Raw genomic sequence first — 15,894 nt, forward strand, 5'->3', positions numbered from 1 at the left:
ATTCTCCGACGCGACTTCCGTCCGGTTCCGGACAACGGGGAGGACACCGCGCGCCCGCCGACGGATGCAGCGCAGACGTCAGGGTTCCGTAAAGAAACACCCGACAGGCCCTGGTCCCGTCAGCCGCCGCCCTCGACCACGTCCTGGGCGAAGAGCTCGGCGTTCGCCAGCGCCTTGTCGACGGGTCGGCGGACACGAAACGCTGACGCCGAAGGCCCCGGCAGGATCCGGACCCGCGAGACCCGCTCCAGGGCTCAGGCATCACGGAGCCGCAGCACCGCGCCGCCGACGAGCAGCGCGCCCGCCGCCCACAGGGCCAGCACGCCGAGGCCCGCCCACGGACCGATGGGGAGACGGTCCAGGCCGGTGGTGGCCTGGACGGCCAGTCCCGCGGGCATCGGCCCGATCTGCTCGAGGTGGCGCCGGACGCCCGGGTCGGCGACCACATGACTGAGCAGGGGGAACAGGTACAGCAACCCCAGCACGAGGCCCGTCGACACCGCCGCGTCCCGGACCGCTGTGGCGACACCGAGAGCGAGCAGAGCGACCAGGACCAGGTAGATCACCGAGCCTGCGGCCGCCCGCAGGACCGGACCGTCCGCGAGGGAGAGGACGGCATGGCCGTGGGCGGGCGTGAAACCGTTGCCCGGCAGCAGGTGCTGTCCGGCGAGGACGGACGCCAGGACCGCGACCGTCCCCGCGGCGCAGACCACCCCGCTCACGACGGCGGCCTTGGCGATCAGCACGGTGGTGCGCCGCGGTACCGCCCCGAGCGTGGTGTGGATCAGGCCGGTGCCGTACTCGTGGCCGACGACCAGCACGGCCACGATCGCGGCGATCGTCTGCCCCAGCGTCACACCCGTCAGGCTGAGTCTGACCGGGTCCTGACCGCAGCCGTCCGCGGGACACCGGGCGGTCGCCGCCACCGCCGCGCTCACGGACGCCGTGACGGCGACGAGGCCAAGCAACAGCCACGCATGGCCCGTGTCGGTCCGCAGCTTGGTCCACTCGGCGTGGACCGCACGTCGCAGGGCGGTGGCACTCATACGTCCCTCCGGCGCAGCAGCAGGGCCGCGGCCGCCAGAGCGAGGACGGCCCAGCCGGCGAGCACCGCGTAGCCGCCCCAGGGCGGGAGGGGGAAGTAGCCGGAGGACGGCGTGTAGACGGTCAGCACGTGCGCGTAGTGCGGCAGCGTCTGCTGCACGGCGAAGCCCGCCGCAGGAGTGAGGCGGAGCAGCCACCGCGCCGCAGCGGCGGGCAGTACGCCGCTGACGGCGAGCAGATAGGGAAGGACCGTCGTCACGACGGCGACGGTGATCGCCGTCGCGCTGCGCCGCAGCAGCACGCCGAGCGCCAGGGAGAGAGCGGCGGTGGCGGCCAGCAGCAGCCCGGTGCCGAGGACCACGCGCAGTTCCACCGCGCGGGGCACGGTGAACACCAGGAAATGGGTGGCGTGCGCACGTTGCCGGCCGAGCGGGATGCTGACGGCGGCGGCGAGCACGCCGACCGCGAAGGCGACCGCCACGACCACGGCGGCTTTGGCCGCCAGCAGCCGCCCGCGCCCTGGTGCCGCGGCGAGGGTGGAGCCGATCAGTCCGCGGCGGTACTCCGCGGTGACGAACTGCACCGCCACGACCGTGAGGACGACCAGCCCGGCGAAGGTGCCGACCAGGAAGTTCTCGATCGTGTAGGCCGGGCCGAGCGAGGGGCCGCCGACCACGGGCGCGATGTCCCCGGCACCCGTGACGGAGAAGCCGCCGCCGGTCGGCGCGTAGCTGCCCGAGGTGTTCTCCGTGTAGCTGCCGGACGTGCCGGCGTCACCGCCCACCTGCACGCCCTGCCAGCCGTCCGGCCGGCCGCCACGGGTCCAGGAACCGCCCAGCGTGACACGGCCGAAGGTTCCGGTGGCCACGGCAGGGCTGGTACCCCCTCGGGAGTCGCTCGTCTCCACGGCCGCCGGGGAGGCGGTGAAGAGACCCACGTGCACGGTGGCGGCCGGACCGGGCAGGCGTGCGCCACCGACCTCGGTCCAGTGCACGCCGTCCGCCGAGTCGTAGCCGATGACCGTCGAACCGGTGCGGACGAGACGCAGCCAGCGCGGCGCATCGGCGGAGGGGCGGCCGGGCAGGCCGGCCCGGTCGTGCGTGAAGTCGTTCTGCATCCGCACGCCGTGGGCACCGGTGACCATCATCGCGGCGTACGGCGAGCCCTGGTCGAGGCTCTGCTTGACGAGGATCCCGGTCTTGGCCCACGGAGTGACCCCCGGCGAGGTCCGTCCCGGTTCCCGGGCCAGTACGCCGGCCAGCGCGGTGACGGACACGGTGAGGCTGCCGTCGCCGGTCAGGGCCTGGTGCACGAAGTAGAAGTTGTCGTTGACCGCCCCGCCTCCGGGACCGACCGGCAGCGCGGCCCTGTTCTGTGCGTGCTGGTTCGACGACGCCGTCCCGACCAGCAGGAACAGCACGGACACCAAGGCCGCCCCGAAGGTGCCGAGGACCCAGCCCCGTACGGTACGGAATTTGGTCCACTCCGCGTGCAGGACCCGGAACGCCCTCATCGCGCGGCTCCCTCGACGCCGGTGCCGCGGTACTGCACGGCGTCCCGGGTCAGCTCCAGATACGCCTCCTCCAGGGTCGCGCGGTGCGTGGCCAGTTCCGCGAACGGCACCCCGCCCGCGTTCAGCACGCTCACGATGGCCTCGCCCGTCAGCCCGCTGACGCCGAGCGCGTCCGCCTCCCGGGCGTGCACGGTCGCGCCGGCACGGGCCAGTGCCTCCGCCGCCGCGAGAGGCGCCGACGTGCGCAGCGTGACCCGGCCCGCCGACAGCGTCGCGAGCAACTCCCGTACGCCCGTGTCGGCGACCACCCGGCCGCGCCCGACGACGACGAGGTGATCCGCGACACCCTGCAGCTCGCTCATCAGATGGCTGGACACCAGCACGGCCCGGCCCTGCGCCGCCAGGGAGGACAGCAGGCGGCGGATCCACCGGATCCCCTCGGGGTCCAGGCCGTTGAACGGCTCGTCCAGCATCAGCGCGGGCGGATCGCCGAGGAGCGCCGCCGCGATGCCGAGCCGCTGCCGCATGCCCAGCGAGAAGCCACCCGCCCGGCGCCGCGCCGCGTCGGCGAGCCCGACCTGCTCCAGCACCTCGTCCACCCGGGCGGCCGGAAGGCCCTGCGACCGGGCCAGCCACAGCAGGTGGTTGCGGGCGGTCCGGCTGGGCTGCAGCGCGCCGGCGTCCAGCAGCCAGCCCAGGTGACGCAGCGGACTGCCCAGAGTCCGGTACGGCCGTCCGCCGACCAGCGCGCGCCCCTGGTCGGGGGCGTTCAGGCCCAGCACCACCCGCATGGTGGTGGACTTGCCCGCGCCGTTCGGGCCCACGAACCCGGTCACCGTCCCCGGCCGCACGGTGAACGTCATGCCGTCGAGCGCCTGCGTCGCCCCGAAGCGTTTACGCAGGCCGTCGACCTCGATCCTGGGATCGTCCGTCATCGTTGCCGCTCCCTCCCTCGCCCGTCTCATCCGGGGGCCACGCTGCGCCCCGGGCCGTAACGAGGACGGAACGGCCGCTGTCATGCCGCTGTTAGGCCGGCTCGCCTAGCCTGAGCGGGCAGTGAGGGAGGAGCTGATCGATGGCAGCGGAACTCGGTCTTCCCGGACGGTCGGTGCACCGCCGCGGTGTTCGATGGCGGTTCACCACCTTGTACGCCGGACTGTTCCTGGCCTCGGCCGTGGTGATGCTGGCGGTGGTCGCACTGGTGGCCGACGGTACCTATCGTGCGGCGCCGGCGCCGGGCAACCAGCCGGGCACGCCCGGTACGTTCCCGTCCGCGGCGCAGGCCAGGATCGCCAGCCTGGAGCACCAACTCGACCAGGCCCACAGCCGGCAGGTGGACCAACTGCTGCTCGGTTCGGCGGCGGGGCTGGTGGTGATGGGACTGTTGTCGGTGGCGCTGGGCTGGTACGCCGCCGGACGCGTCCTGCGACCGCTGCGCGCGATGACCGCGGCCACCCGCCGTATCTCCGCCGACAGCCTGCACGAACGCCTCGCCGTTCCCGGCCCGCACGACGAACTCAGAGACCTCGGTGACACCATCGACGCGTTGCTGGAGCGCCTCGAGCAGGCGTTCGCGGCCCAGCGGCGCTTCGTCGCAGACGCCTCGCACGAACTGCGCACCCCGTTGGCCACCGTGCGGGCCTCGGCGGACGTCGCGCTCGCCAAACCCGGCCCGGTGCCCGAGCAGACGCGCACCCTCGCGCGCCGCGTCCGGACCGAGCTGGACCAGGTCGACCGGCTGCTGGACGGCTTCCTGGCGCTGGCCCGCGCGCAGCACGGAGTACCGCTGCCGGACACCGAGACCGTCCCGCTGGACCTGCTCGCCACCGCCGCCCTCACCGAGCGTGCCGCCCTGGCCTCCGCCAAGGACCTCGTCGTGGACGCCGGGGGCGCGCGGGGCGGGCCGGGCGCGTGGGTGTGCGGCAGCCGGACCCTGCTGCGCAGGATGGTGGAGAACCTCGTCGACAACGCGATCGTGCACAACCGGCCCGGAGGCTGGATCCGTGTAGCCGCCGGCGCCGAGGGCGCGCAGGTGCGGCTGGTCGTGGAGAACGGAGGTCCGGTGATGACGCAGGACCAGATCGCCCAACTGGTCCGTCCGTTCCGCCGGCTCGGCGCCGAGCGCACGGGCGGCGGCGGTGGCGCGGGGGCGGGCCTCGGCCTGTCCATCGTCGCAGCGGTCGCCGACGCGCATGGCGGTACCCTCGACCTGCAGGCTCGTGCCGAGGGCGGCCTGCGGGCCACGGTCACCCTGTCCCGGGCGCCCGAAACGGAGGCCGTGGCGTGAGGGTGCTCGTGGTGGAGGACGCCAGGGCGCTCGCCGACGTCCTGGTCGAGGGCCTGCGCGACCAGGGCATGGCGGTGGACGTCGCCTACGACGGCCTGGAGGCCGCAGCCAAACTGGACGCCGGCGCCTACGACGCGATCGTCCTGGACCGGGACCTGCCGGGCATCCACGGCGACACGCTCTGCCGGATGGTCACCGACCGGGACGAACGGCCCATGGTGCTGATGCTGACCGCCGCGGACACGCCGGCCGACCGCGTCGGCGGCCTGAGTCTGGGCGCCGACGACTACCTGGTCAAGCCGTTCCACTTCCCCGAACTCGTGCTCCGCCTACGGGCGTTGGCCCGTCGCCGCCCGTACGCCCGCGCCCGCACACTCCGCGCCGCGGGCATCGAACTCGATCCCGTGCACCGCACGGCCACCCGCGACGGGCGCCGTCTCGACCTCTCGGTCAAGGAGTTCGAGGTCCTGACGGCCCTCCTGCGGGCCAGCCCGGCCTCTCTCAGCGCGGAGGCGCTCCTGGAGCAGGTGTGGGACGAGAACGCCGACCCGTTCACGAACACCGTCACGGTGACCATCGGCAGACTTCGGCGCAAGCTCGGCAGTCCGCCGGTGATCACCACGACACCCACGGTCGGCTACCGGATCACCGACCCGGCCGACGAAGCCCCGCCTCGGGAGGCCGAGCCCGCCTGATCCGGTCCGCCGGCGGGCGCGCCGCGTCGTTCTGCGGACGTCTGCTCGACAGGTCACCCGGCGGAGCGCCCCGGCAGCCAATGCGCGGGTGTGGGCGGGGAGTTCCTGGGCGCGGAGCCGTCGCCCGTACGGATACGGTGTGCCCTGCAGACCCGTGCGGATCGGACGGATCGGGCGGATCGAGCGGATGACATCAGGGGGACGGGATGGCTGACGGGCCACTCCTCGCGGAGCTGTACTTCGGACGCGAGGATGCCGAACGGGACGTGACCGACGGGCTGCTGTTACGCGGGGCGTTCCTGCCCACGGCCGCGTACCGCGGGGCGGTCACCGGACGGAAGATGCTGATCATCGGGCGGAAGGGCTCCGGAAAGAGCGCGATCTGCATGCAGTTGACGGCGGACGGCGTGCACTCCGGAGGGAAGGCCCTCATCACCCCGGACGAGACGGCGGGGGAGGAGCTACGGCGGTTCGAGTTGCAGGGGCTGCCCCGGGACTCGGCGAAGGCGCTGATCTGGCGATACGTGTTCGCCGTGCACACCGCCCGCCACCTGGTGGCGCACGCCGGGGACGCGCACCGCGGCAGGTCCGGCTCGATCAAGGCGCTGGCCCGCTTCCTGAAGCAGAACGACGAACTCTCCGGTGGACGGCTGGGGGACAGACTGGCGCAGGGAGCGCGGGGCCTGCAGACGTCCCTGTCCCTGGAGGCGTTCGGCGTCAAGGCGGGCATGGACCTGGCGCAGTCGCCGTCGGAGGGTGCGCGAGCCGCCCGGCAGCTGGACGTCGTCGAGCAGGGGGTGGCGAGAGCCCTCGCCGACCTGGGCTGCGACGGCGTGCACGGGCCTCTGCTGCTGATGGTCGACCAGCTGGAGCAGGTGTGGTCCGCGGAGCCCGACAGCAACTCGATGGTCATCGGACTGCTGCTGGCGGCGAAGCACGCTGCCGGTCTCTACGGGCGGTCCGTACGGTTGCTGCTGTTTCTGCGCTCGGACATCTACGACTCGCTGTCGTTCGGAGAGGGCGACAAGTTCCACGGTGACGAACTGCGCATCGCCTGGACGGAACAGTCCCTGCGGGACCTCGCCCTGGCTCGCGCGCAGGCCTCCGCCGGCGCCGGACTGAGCGCGGAGCAACTGTGGCAGGAGGTCTTCCCGAGGGCCGTACGGGGCGAGGAGACCGCGAAGTACCTCTTCAGCCGCTGTCTGCCACGGCCCCGGGACGCCATCCAGTTCCTCAACCTCTGCCAGGAGACGGCCTGGTTGGCGAACGGCCGTGACCGGATCACGGAGGAGGACGTCCTCCAGGCGAGCCGGCAGTTCTCCGCGTGGAAGCTCAACGACCTGGCCCTGGAGTATCTGGTCGCGCACCCCTTCCTCAAGCGTCTCTTCCCGCTGTTCCAGAACACCGGATTCGTCGTGACGCGGGGCGCCCTCGGCACCCGCTTCGAGGCGGCGGCCGAGACGCTCCACCGGCTGTTCCCCGCGTACGCCGACGCGCTGACCCTCGCCGGCGTCGTCGACGTCCTGTACGGGGCGGGATTCCTCGGCGTGCGGCGCGGGAACGACGTGGTGTTCGCCGGCGGTGACGACCTGCCGGTGCAGCCGCACGAGACGGAGTTCCACGTCCACCCGTGCTTCCGTGAGGCGCTCGGCGCGACCAGCGCGATCGACCTGCGTCCCTACGAGCCCCTGTCGGCCGGCACCCGCATCGTCACGGGCACCATCAGCCCCGCGGCCTCGGGTACCACCGCGGTCACCCGTGACGTCCGGCTGCTGCGTGAGCTCATCCGAGCCTGCCACTCCCTCCTCGGCCAGGTCGGCCGCGCGTCGGGGTGGACTCACGACGTCAGGAACGAGATCACCCGACAGATCGAACGTGTGCTGGACGACGCCGGCGGCAGGCTCACGGACGCCGGGTCCGTCGACGTGGACGATCATCTCCTCACCGTTGCCCACTACTTCACCGGTCTCGCCGCGCAGCTGCTGGACAGCGGGCTGGACGGCACGGCGGGCGCCGAGGGCGTCGCGCACCGCATGGAGGAAGAGGCCCGGCGGCTGCGCCGACTGGCGGGCGGCTCGTACGGAAGCTCGGGTGACTCGGCGGGAATCTGAACCGCTCGGCGACAAGCGATGCTACGGAACGGGTTCCTGGACAGGCTGTCGCACCACGGCGGTCCTGCCCCGGCGAGGGAGGGAACGATTGCAGGGCGTACTGCTCGCTGAGCGGTTTCGTATCAGTGAGCGTCTTGGCTCGGGCGGCATGGGTGAGGTGTGGTCCGCCCAGGACGAGCGGATGCGGCGTGAGGTGGCGGTCAAACTCGTCCACGCGCTGCGCGTGGACGAGGACAGGACGCAAGCCAGATTCGAACGCGAAGTGCAGCTGGCGGGGCGGCTCTCCCACCAGAACATCGTCACCGTCCACGACTGGGGCGAGGAGCTGGTCGGCGGGCGCCGGACCCTCTACGTCGTGATGGAGCTGGTTCCCGGCGTCTCCCTCCGCCGGCGCCTCGACGGGACCGAGCCGCCTCCCTGGCCGGCCGCGGTCGGGTGGGCCAGGCAGATCGCCCAGGCACTCCACGTCGCACACAGCCGGGGCGTGATCCACCGGGACATCAAGCCCGCCAACGTCCTGTTGACCCCCGACGGGACGATCAAGGTCCTCGACTTCGGGGTCGCCAAGTTCATGGGCGACACCCTGAGCGTCCACGAACTCACCGCCACCGGGGACCCGATCGGCTCCCCGCTGTACATGTCCCCGGAACAGGCCGAGGGCGAACGGGAGGTCGATCACCGCAGTGACCTCTACTCCCTGGGCTGCCTGCTTTACCAGGCGGTGACCGGTAAGCCGCCCTTCACCGCCACCAGTCCGCTGGCGATTCTCCGGATGCAGGTGGACAAGACTCCGGTGGCACCGAGCGACCGGTCCCCCGGCCTCCCCCGCCCGCTGAGCGACCTCATCATGAGCCTGCTCGCGAAGCGGCCGGAACACCGCCCGGCGGATGCTGCCGCCGTGCACGCCGCCCTGAGCACGCTGCTGGTCGACCACGTGGTCACGCGGCCTGAGGAAAACCCCCTGGATATTGCCCAGCTGGGGCATATCGACCCCCTCGCCGGTCGGATCCTGGAGCGGGCGTGGCAGATCTGGCTGTCGACGGAGAGGCACAGCGCGTCCGTGCGCGGCGAGGCCGAGCAACTGCTGCGCCGGGCACGCGTCGACGCGGAGCGGCTGCTGAACGCCGCTTCCACGCGGGCCCAGGAGTTCACGGAAGAGCAGCGCATCCGCACAGCGAAGGAGCAGATCGCCCGGCTGGTCAGCGAGGCCACCAGAGAGGCCGAGGCCACCAGGGCGGACGCCGAGCAGATCGTCACGGAGGCCCGCGCGGAGGCCGAGAAGCTGCTCGCCGAGGCCGCCGACAAGGCCCGGGCGGCCACCGCCGAGGAGAGCGTGACCCAGCTGTCCAAGGCCGCCAAGACCGCCGAGGACGTCCTCACCAAGGCGTCGGAGGAGGCCAGGAACACCACCGGGGCCGCGGCCGAGGAGGCCGAGCGGATCCGCTCGGAGGCGGAGGCCGAGGCGGACCGGCTGCGTGCCCAGGCGCACGACATCGCCGAGCAGCTCAAGGGCGCGGCGAAGGACGACACCGCGGAGTACCGGGCCAGGACGGCCGAGCTGCAGGAGGAGGCCCGCCGGCTGCGCGGCGAGGCCGAGCAGCTGCGCGCCGACGCGGTCGCCGAGGGCGGGACGATCCGCGCCGAAGCCCGCCGCGAGGCCGTGGCGCAGATCGAGGAGGCGGCCGAGTCCGCCGAGGAGCTGCTGACCAAGGCCAAGGCGGACGCCGACGCGCTGCGCCAGAAGGCGACCTCGGACAGCGAGAAGGTCCGCACCGAGGCCATCGAGAGGGCCACCACGCTGCGCCGGCAGGCCGAGGAGACCCTGGAGCGCACCCGCGAGGAGGCCGAGCGGATCCGGCGCGAGGTCGCCGAGGACGAGCTCGCCGAGGCGAAGGCGAAGGCGACGGCGCGGGCCAAGGAGATCGTCTCGGAGGCACTCTCCGAGGCGAGCAAGATCCGTATCGCCTCCGTGAAGAAGGCCGAAATGACGCTGAAGGAGGCCGAGATGATCCTGAAGGAGGCCCATGAGATGAGGTCCGTGATGGTCCAGGAGGCTCAGAATCTCAAGGCCGAGGCCACCCGCGAGGCCGAGAGCATGGTCGAACAGGGCCGGCGCGAGGTGGAGATCCTGGCGCGCCGCCGCAAGGACATCAATGCCGAGATCACCCGTGTCGAGGACGTCTTGGAGGCATTGGAGTCCTTCGAGCCTCCGTCGGCGCGTGAGGACAAGTGAGCCGAGGCGGGCGCCGCTGCCGATGAAGGGCCGCGGACTCGCCGACGCCGTCGGTGATGCCGATTCCCGTGACGGTGCCCTTCCGCGTGTAGACCGGCGGCACGGTGGCCCGCACCGTGATCGTGCCGTCGGACGCGATCACGGGATTCTCCCTGCCGCGACGCCTCCGCTGCGGTCGGCGGCGCGCACAACCTGCCGGAAAAGCACTGGATTTCTTTCAAGGTCTATACCGGCGACTGCATGTTCGACGGCAAGAAGTACGAGATCCACAACAACGCCTGACGGCTCCGCAGCAGGAACGGGGTCGGGGGTGCACGGAGATACCGAGCGGCAAGGCCGTATCGTGCAGTGGGCGAGGCAGGCGCTGCTGATGCGTCGCAGCCGTCCGTTGCAGCCGGGCGACTCCCCACTCCGGGTACCAGATACCCGAGGAACGACCAGGAGGTTGACCGGTGATCACTCTGGCCGCAGTCGGAGGAGTGGCCCTGGTCGAACTGGGCATGGCCCTGACTCCGGGACCGAACATGATCCACCTCGCCTCCCGCGCGATCACCCAAGGCCGCAGGGCGGGCCTGGTCAGCCTGAGTGGGACCGCCGTGGGATTCGTGTGCTATCTGCTGGCCGCGGCTGCGGGCCTGTCCGCGTTGTTCGCCGCCGTGCCGGTGGCGTTCACGGTGGTCAAGCTTGCCGGGGCCGCCTACCTGGCCTACCTCGCCTGGGGCATGCTCAAGCCCGGCGGCCGGTCGCCCTTCGCCCCGGCCCAGGACCTGCCTCCGGTCTCTGACGCCCGCCTGTTCTCGATGGGGCTGCTGACCAACCTGCTCAACCCCAAGATCGCTCTTATGTACGCCGCCCTACTGCCCCAGTTCCTGGACCCGCAGGCAGGTCCGGCCTGGGGACAACTGCTCCAGCTCGGTGGTGTGCAGATCATCGTGGGGATCTCCGTGAACGCTCTGGTCATGCTGGGCGCAGCACGGGTGTCGGGGTTTCTGGCCGCCCGGCCCCGTGCCATGACCGCCCAGCGGTTCACGGCAGGCGGCTTGCTCGGCACCTTCGCGCTGCGCACCGCCCTGTCCCGCACTCCTGTCTCCAACTGAGCCAGGCCCGCGTGCCTGTGACACCGGTCCTGCTGTGACCACCGACACGGGGACGTTGATGGCACCCGTGGATGCACGTAGGTGGTGACAAGTGGTGGGCTTCGCTGGGCAAGGATGAATTCTGGCCTTGCAGTCGGCGACGGCGCCCCGATGCCCCCGGTGTCGGCCGATCCCCTGCCCGGAGGCATCGTCTTGTGCCCGCGGATGACGTCGGCCGTTACCCGCTTGCACGGGCCTTGATGAAGTAGGGAAAGTCCTGTCCCGCTGGGATGAGGCGCTTGCCGTCGTGGCTCCGTGCGTGAGGGCCGTTGCCATCCAGGCCTCCTGACGGCGGCCGGGGTCGCGCCCCGCGTCGTGACGGAGATCCTCGGGCACTCCCGGATCAGCATCACCATGGATGTCTACACGCACGTCGTGCAGGACACCCAGCGCGAGAGGCCATGAGCCACATGGACCGGTTGCTTCGGAAGAAGCGTCCCGATCGTGGGTGACCGCTCGCGTTGATGTCTCAGAAGTGGATGTCAAAGGCCACCTACCAAGACTGGTAGGTGGCCTTTTGCCTGGTGCCCCCGGCAGGATTCGAACCTGCGACACCCGCTTTAGGAGAGCGGTGCTCTATCCCCTGAGCTACGAAGGCGTGGCACTCGGTCCACAGAGTACCGGATCAGGGAGCGGCCGCGGGATGGGCGGAGGAACCGGGCTCAGGTGAGGGCCACCCGGGTGAAACGGGACGCGGTGTGCAGGTCCGTCCGGATGCGGTCGGCCGTCTCGCGGAGGGCGGGCAGCAGGTCGTGGACGCAGTCCTCCAGGGTGCGGCGGGCCGGGTGGGTGGCCACGCACACCGCGGCGACCGCCCGGCCCGCCCGGTCCCGTACCGGTACGGCGATCGACCGCAGCCCCGACTCCAGTTCCTCGTCGGCCAGGGCGTAGCCCTGCGCGCGGACCTCGGCCAGTGCGGGAGGCAGCGGCCCGGCGGCGTCCGCGAGGAGCACGCGGCCCAGGGACGTCGAGGCGGCCGGCAGCCGCGCGCCCACCGGGATGTCCACGGTCAGCACCCGGCTCGCGCCCGCCCCGGCCGTGTACCGGATCTCCGCCTCGGCGCCCGGCGCCGGCACCGCCAGTGCCGTCGGCTCGTGCAGCCGGCCGGCGAGGTCCCGCAGATGGGGCTCGGCGAGGCGGGGGAGCGTGGTGCGGGACAGCGGCGGGAAGCCCAGGTCCAGGACGCGGGGCGTGAGGGTGAAGGTGTGATCGGGGCCCGCGGCCACCAGGCGCAGGTGCTCGTAGGTGATCAGGGCCCGGCGGGCCGTGGCGCGGGACAGGCCGGTCGCCCGGGCCACCTCGGTCAGGGACAGCGCCGAGCGGCCCTCGCCGAACACGGTCAGCACGGTCAGGCCACGGGCCAGGGACTCGACGAACTCCCGGCCCAGCTCGTGCTTGGACGCCGTCGTCCAGATCGCCAGCCCCGAGGGTGCCGGGCCGGGCTGCGGCGGTGGTGCCTCGCGCAGGTCGGCCTCCATCGCCGCCACCGCCGTTCGCAGCCGGGGGAGCAGGGAGGTGCGCAGGCCGGCCGCCGAGTGGCGGCTGGTGTGGCTGACCACGCTCACCGCGCAGGCGAGACGGCCCGTGCCCGGTTCCCGTACCGGCACGGACACCGCGACCAGGCCCGGCTCGATCAACTGGTCGTCCAGCGCCCAGCCGTCCCGGGCGGCCTGCTGCGCCCGCTGTCCGAAGTCGTCCGCGGGGGACTCGGACCGGGGCGGTACGGCGGGGAAGGAGGCGTCCGCGGGGTCCTCGGCACGCCGGGCCCGCCACCGCTGCCAGTCCGCCTGCGTCCACTCGGTCGCGAACAGCGTTCCGGGCGCGGTGCGTTCGGCCGGGAGCAGGTCGCCGATGCGGAAGCTCACGGACATCGCCCGCCGCCGCGTGGCCTGGTGGATGAAGCGGATGCCGTCCAGGTCGGCGACCGCGAGCGACACGGACTCGTCCAGCTCGTCGGCGAGGGCGTCGGCGCGCGCGTCGAGCAGCGCGGGCAGGCGCAGGGCGGCCAGGTAGGCGTTGCCCAGCTCCATCACGCGAGGGGTGAGGATGACGTCCCGGCCGTCGAGACGGACGTACCCCATGCGGGCCAGGGTGGCGGCGATCCGGTCGACCGTGGACCGGGCGAGCCCGGTGGACCGCTCCAGCGCGCTCGGGCTCAGCGTGCCGCCGGCCTCGGTCAGCCGCCGCAGGACGGCTGTCCCGCGGATCAGCGGCGCGACCGCCTCGGCGGGCGGCCCGGCCTCGGCACCGGCCTTGGCGCGGGTCTCGGCATCAAGTGCGGTGTTCGCGGGCATCGACTCTCCGATACGGCATCCGGGCACGCCCACGGTAGACCCGCCCGTCCGGTGGTCCGTCCGTCGCCGGTCGGCCGCCTGCCCCGGCTAGCTTCGCGTCACCCGCACCTTGTAGTTCCCGGCATCGGCCTCGCTCATGTGGATCGTGATGCCGTGGCGCGGGTCCTTGAAGGTCTCGCCGGAGGTGAAGGGGGCGTCGGAGAGTTCCGCCTGGACGTTGGGGCTGCGGGTGCAGCCGCCGCTGTTGCGGTGGGCGTCGTAGACCGTGACCGGGCCGCGTCCGGTGTCCACCGTGGCGTCGACCTTGTAGATGAGGACGCCCGGTTTGCACACCGCCTCGTCGTTGCCGCCCGGTGCGCGCAGCTCCAGTGCGTACGCGGTGCGCGCGTCGACCGGTACGAGGACCAGCTTCCCGCCGCCCGCCCGGTACAGCGGCGTCAGCGTGTACTCGGCGCTGCCCCGGACCGCCGCGCAGGCGACCTGGGTGCCGTCCAGCCAGCCCAGCTTCCACTTGTGCCAGCCGAGCACGTCGTTGTTGGCCCCCCAGTCCTCGCTCATGATGTCCCAGTGCCCGACCGCGCTCCCGCCCTCCTGGGTGTAGAGGTCGGGCAGGCCGAAGGTGTGGCCGTTCTCGTGCGGCAGCACCCGGTAGCCGGTGCTGGAGTAGGAGCCGGAGCCGTCGTCCTGGCGGGAGTAGACGAAGGACGCGTTGGCGACGGGGACGCCGTCGGCGACCGGGGCGTCGGAGTTGCCGGCGAAGGTCACGGACAGCACCGTGTCCAGGGCGGAGGGGCCGGCGTTCGGGCTGACCAGCACGTTCAGCAGGTCGTACGAGCGGAAGTCCACCTTGGGATCGGCGGTGGCCACGATGTCCTGCACCAGCTGCCGGTAGCCGGGGTCGAAAGGGGCGCCGCGCTCTATCCCGTAGGCCTTGAAGGACTTCGGCATCCGCAGCCAGGTGGTGATGGGGGCCTCGGGGTGATAGTCGAGACGGCCGTACGACGCCCTGTCGAACCACTCCTGGGTCTGCGGGAAGAACTCGTGGAAGCGGTCGAGCGCGCTGCCCTGCCCGGGCGCGTCGGAGAAGTCGACCATCAGGGTCAGGGCGTGGACCGTGCCGGTGGAGCGGGAGTAACCGGCCGGGGTGGGGATGCCCTCCGTCATCTGTACGGTCGGGCCGCCCCGGATCATGCAGGGCGCGAGGAGGGGGGAGCGGGCCAGACCTATGGGCCCGGCGGTGGTGGGCGCCGCCAGATGCCCGGTCCCGGCCGAGGTGCTGACCGCGAGGGTCAGGACGGTCACCGTGGCGAGGGCGGCCACGCGGCGCGGGCGTATGTGGCGCGGGCGTATACGGCGTGGGCGTGTGCGGCGCGGGTGTATGCGGCGGCGGGGCGAGTGCGGCTGCATGCATGGACCTTCCGCTCCACGGCAGCCGCCGATCTCCGGCTGCACCCTTGCGATCACCCTGTGTCGGGAGGGCGGAGGGTGCGCGCTGGAGGAGACCGATCGTGGGACATTTCGAAGCGAGCGGGTATGAAGCGTGCACGTCGGGTGTGAAAGTGCGATCCCGTCGGGTGCGTGTGCCTGCTGGGCGTTGCGTGTGCCTGCTGGGCGTTGCGTGTGCCTGCTGGGCGTGGTGGGTGCTCGCCGAGTGCGGCGCCCCCGCCAACTGTGAGCCGCGTCACAGGAATTCTTTTCGGTGGCGGGAAATAACCGGGGAACCTCTCCCCGTTTAGAAGGGTGTCCGAGTGAAACGGGGACTCGTTCCCCGGATCGCTCAGCGACTCAGATCACCCACCGACCCAGATCGTCCTCACTGACACAGGGAGTACGCCGTGCAGACCGCCACCCTCACGCGCAAGGCACCCCGGCCCCGGGCCGACGCCCTGCGCAACCGGGAGCGGATCGTCACCGCCGCCCGGGAGATGTTCGTCGAGCACGGCGCGGACGTGCCGCTCGACGAGATCGCCCGACGGGCAGGCGTCGGCAACGCCACGGTGTACCGCAACTTCCCGGACCGCGACGCCCTCGTCCGCGAGGTCGTCTGCTCCGTCGTGGACCGTACGGCCGAAGCGGCCGAGCAGTCCCTCGCGGAGACCGGGGACGCCTTCGCCGCCCTGGAGCGCTTCGTGCACGCCGCCGCCGACGAGCGGATCAGCGCGCTGTGCCCGATGGTCTCCAGCACCTTCGACCAGAACCACCCCGACCTGGAAGCATCGCGGGAACGCCTCGAACAGCTCGTCGAGGAGATCATGGGCCGGGCCAGGGGCGCGGGCCAGCTCCGCCCCGACGTGGGCGTCGGCGACCTGCTGATCGTCGTGTCCCAGCTCAGCCGGCCGCCGGCCGGCACCGACTGCCTGAGCAGCGACCGCTTCGTCCACCGTCATCTGCAGCTGTTCCTGGACGGGTTGCGGGCCCCGGCCCGCTCCGCCCTTCCGGGCGCGGCCATGACCATCGAGGAGCTGCGCCGGTCCTGAGCGATTAGTTCGGGACGCGAAACCGGTCTCCCATCCCACCAGCACCCGGCCGCCGGCCACGACGAGCCGTCACTCCAGCTCGTCCGAGAGTTTTCCGTTTTCTG

10 protein-coding genes, 1 tRNA gene and 2 pseudogenes are annotated in these 15,894 nt (G+C 72.1%); 7 read left to right on the top strand and 6 right to left on the bottom strand.

The window, feature by feature from the left end:
- Window positions 1–254: 254 nt before the first annotated feature.
- The 3 genes from ABZ471_RS04235 to ABZ471_RS04245 are packed head-to-tail and all read right to left on the bottom strand — an operon-like array spanning window position 255 to window position 3,492.
- On the bottom strand, window positions 255–1,046 hold the full coding sequence (locus tag ABZ471_RS04235) for an ABC transporter permease (RefSeq protein ID WP_359062197.1): 792 nt from the start codon (window positions 1,044–1,046) through the stop codon (window positions 255–257).
- Window positions 1,043–2,557 (bottom strand): hypothetical protein, encoded by a 1,515-nt coding sequence (locus ABZ471_RS04240; protein ID WP_359062199.1) that lies wholly within the window; start codon window positions 2,555–2,557, stop codon window positions 1,043–1,045. The genes ABZ471_RS04235 and ABZ471_RS04240 overlap by 4 nt, the downstream gene beginning before the upstream one ends.
- Complete coding sequence (locus tag ABZ471_RS04245; RefSeq protein ID WP_359062201.1) at window positions 2,554–3,492, bottom strand: ATP-binding cassette domain-containing protein; 939 nt, start codon at window positions 3,490–3,492, stop codon at window positions 2,554–2,556. The genes ABZ471_RS04240 and ABZ471_RS04245 overlap by 4 nt, the downstream gene beginning before the upstream one ends.
- A gap of 140 nt (window positions 3,493–3,632) precedes the next feature.
- Between ABZ471_RS04245 and ABZ471_RS04250 the strand changes: the two genes are divergently transcribed.
- The 6 genes and pseudogenes from ABZ471_RS04250 to ABZ471_RS04275 all read left to right on the top strand — a co-directional run.
- The gene (locus ABZ471_RS04250) at window positions 3,633–4,844 is read left to right on the top strand and encodes a HAMP domain-containing sensor histidine kinase (protein WP_359062203.1); all 1,212 of its coding nucleotides are present in this window, start codon (window positions 3,633–3,635) and stop codon (window positions 4,842–4,844) included.
- The gene (locus tag ABZ471_RS04255; protein ID WP_359062205.1) at window positions 4,841–5,539 is read left to right on the top strand and encodes a response regulator transcription factor; all 699 of its coding nucleotides are present in this window, start codon (window positions 4,841–4,843) and stop codon (window positions 5,537–5,539) included. Before ABZ471_RS04250 ends, ABZ471_RS04255 begins: the two co-directional genes overlap by 4 nt.
- A gap of 206 nt (window positions 5,540–5,745) precedes the next feature.
- Window positions 5,746–7,650, top strand: a complete 1,905-nt coding sequence (locus tag ABZ471_RS04260; protein ID WP_359062207.1) for a hypothetical protein — start codon at window positions 5,746–5,748, stop codon at window positions 7,648–7,650.
- Window positions 7,631–9,850, top strand: a pseudogene (locus ABZ471_RS04265) (protein kinase); the annotation flags it as partial. The gene ABZ471_RS04260 and the pseudogene ABZ471_RS04265, both read left to right, overlap by 20 nt.
- Window positions 9,851–10,335: 485 nt before the next feature.
- Window positions 10,336–10,980, top strand: coding sequence for a LysE family translocator (locus ABZ471_RS04270; RefSeq protein ID WP_359062209.1), 645 nt, complete (start codon window positions 10,336–10,338; stop codon window positions 10,978–10,980).
- A gap of 321 nt (window positions 10,981–11,301) precedes the next feature.
- Window positions 11,302–11,471: pseudogene (locus ABZ471_RS04275) on the top strand (site-specific integrase); the annotation flags it as partial.
- A 70-nt stretch (window positions 11,472–11,541) separates the two neighbouring features.
- Here the strand turns inward: ABZ471_RS04275 and ABZ471_RS04280 are convergent.
- From ABZ471_RS04280 to ABZ471_RS04290, 3 genes are all read right to left on the bottom strand, one after another.
- Window positions 11,542–11,617, bottom strand: a tRNA-Arg gene (locus ABZ471_RS04280).
- A gap of 64 nt (window positions 11,618–11,681) precedes the next feature.
- Entirely contained in the window at window positions 11,682–13,313 is a 1,632-nt protein-coding gene (locus ABZ471_RS04285) for an IclR family transcriptional regulator C-terminal domain-containing protein (protein ID WP_359062211.1), read from the bottom strand.
- Window positions 13,314–13,400: 87 nt separating this feature from the next.
- Window positions 13,401–14,720 (bottom strand): M6 family metalloprotease domain-containing protein, encoded by a 1,320-nt coding sequence (locus ABZ471_RS04290; protein WP_359062213.1) that lies wholly within the window; start codon window positions 14,718–14,720, stop codon window positions 13,401–13,403.
- Between the two features lie 428 nt (window positions 14,721–15,148).
- On the opposite strand from ABZ471_RS04290, the gene ABZ471_RS04295 reads away from it, so the two are divergent.
- Window positions 15,149–15,790: a helix-turn-helix domain-containing protein gene (locus tag ABZ471_RS04295; protein WP_359062215.1), complete on the top strand. Its 642-nt coding sequence runs from the start codon at window positions 15,149–15,151 to the stop codon at window positions 15,788–15,790.
- Window positions 15,791–15,894: the final 104 nt, after the last annotated feature.

The sequence above is a fragment of the Streptomyces sp. NPDC005728 genome (assembly GCF_040630895.1).
Classification (GTDB): domain Bacteria; phylum Actinomycetota; class Actinomycetes; order Streptomycetales; family Streptomycetaceae; genus Streptomyces.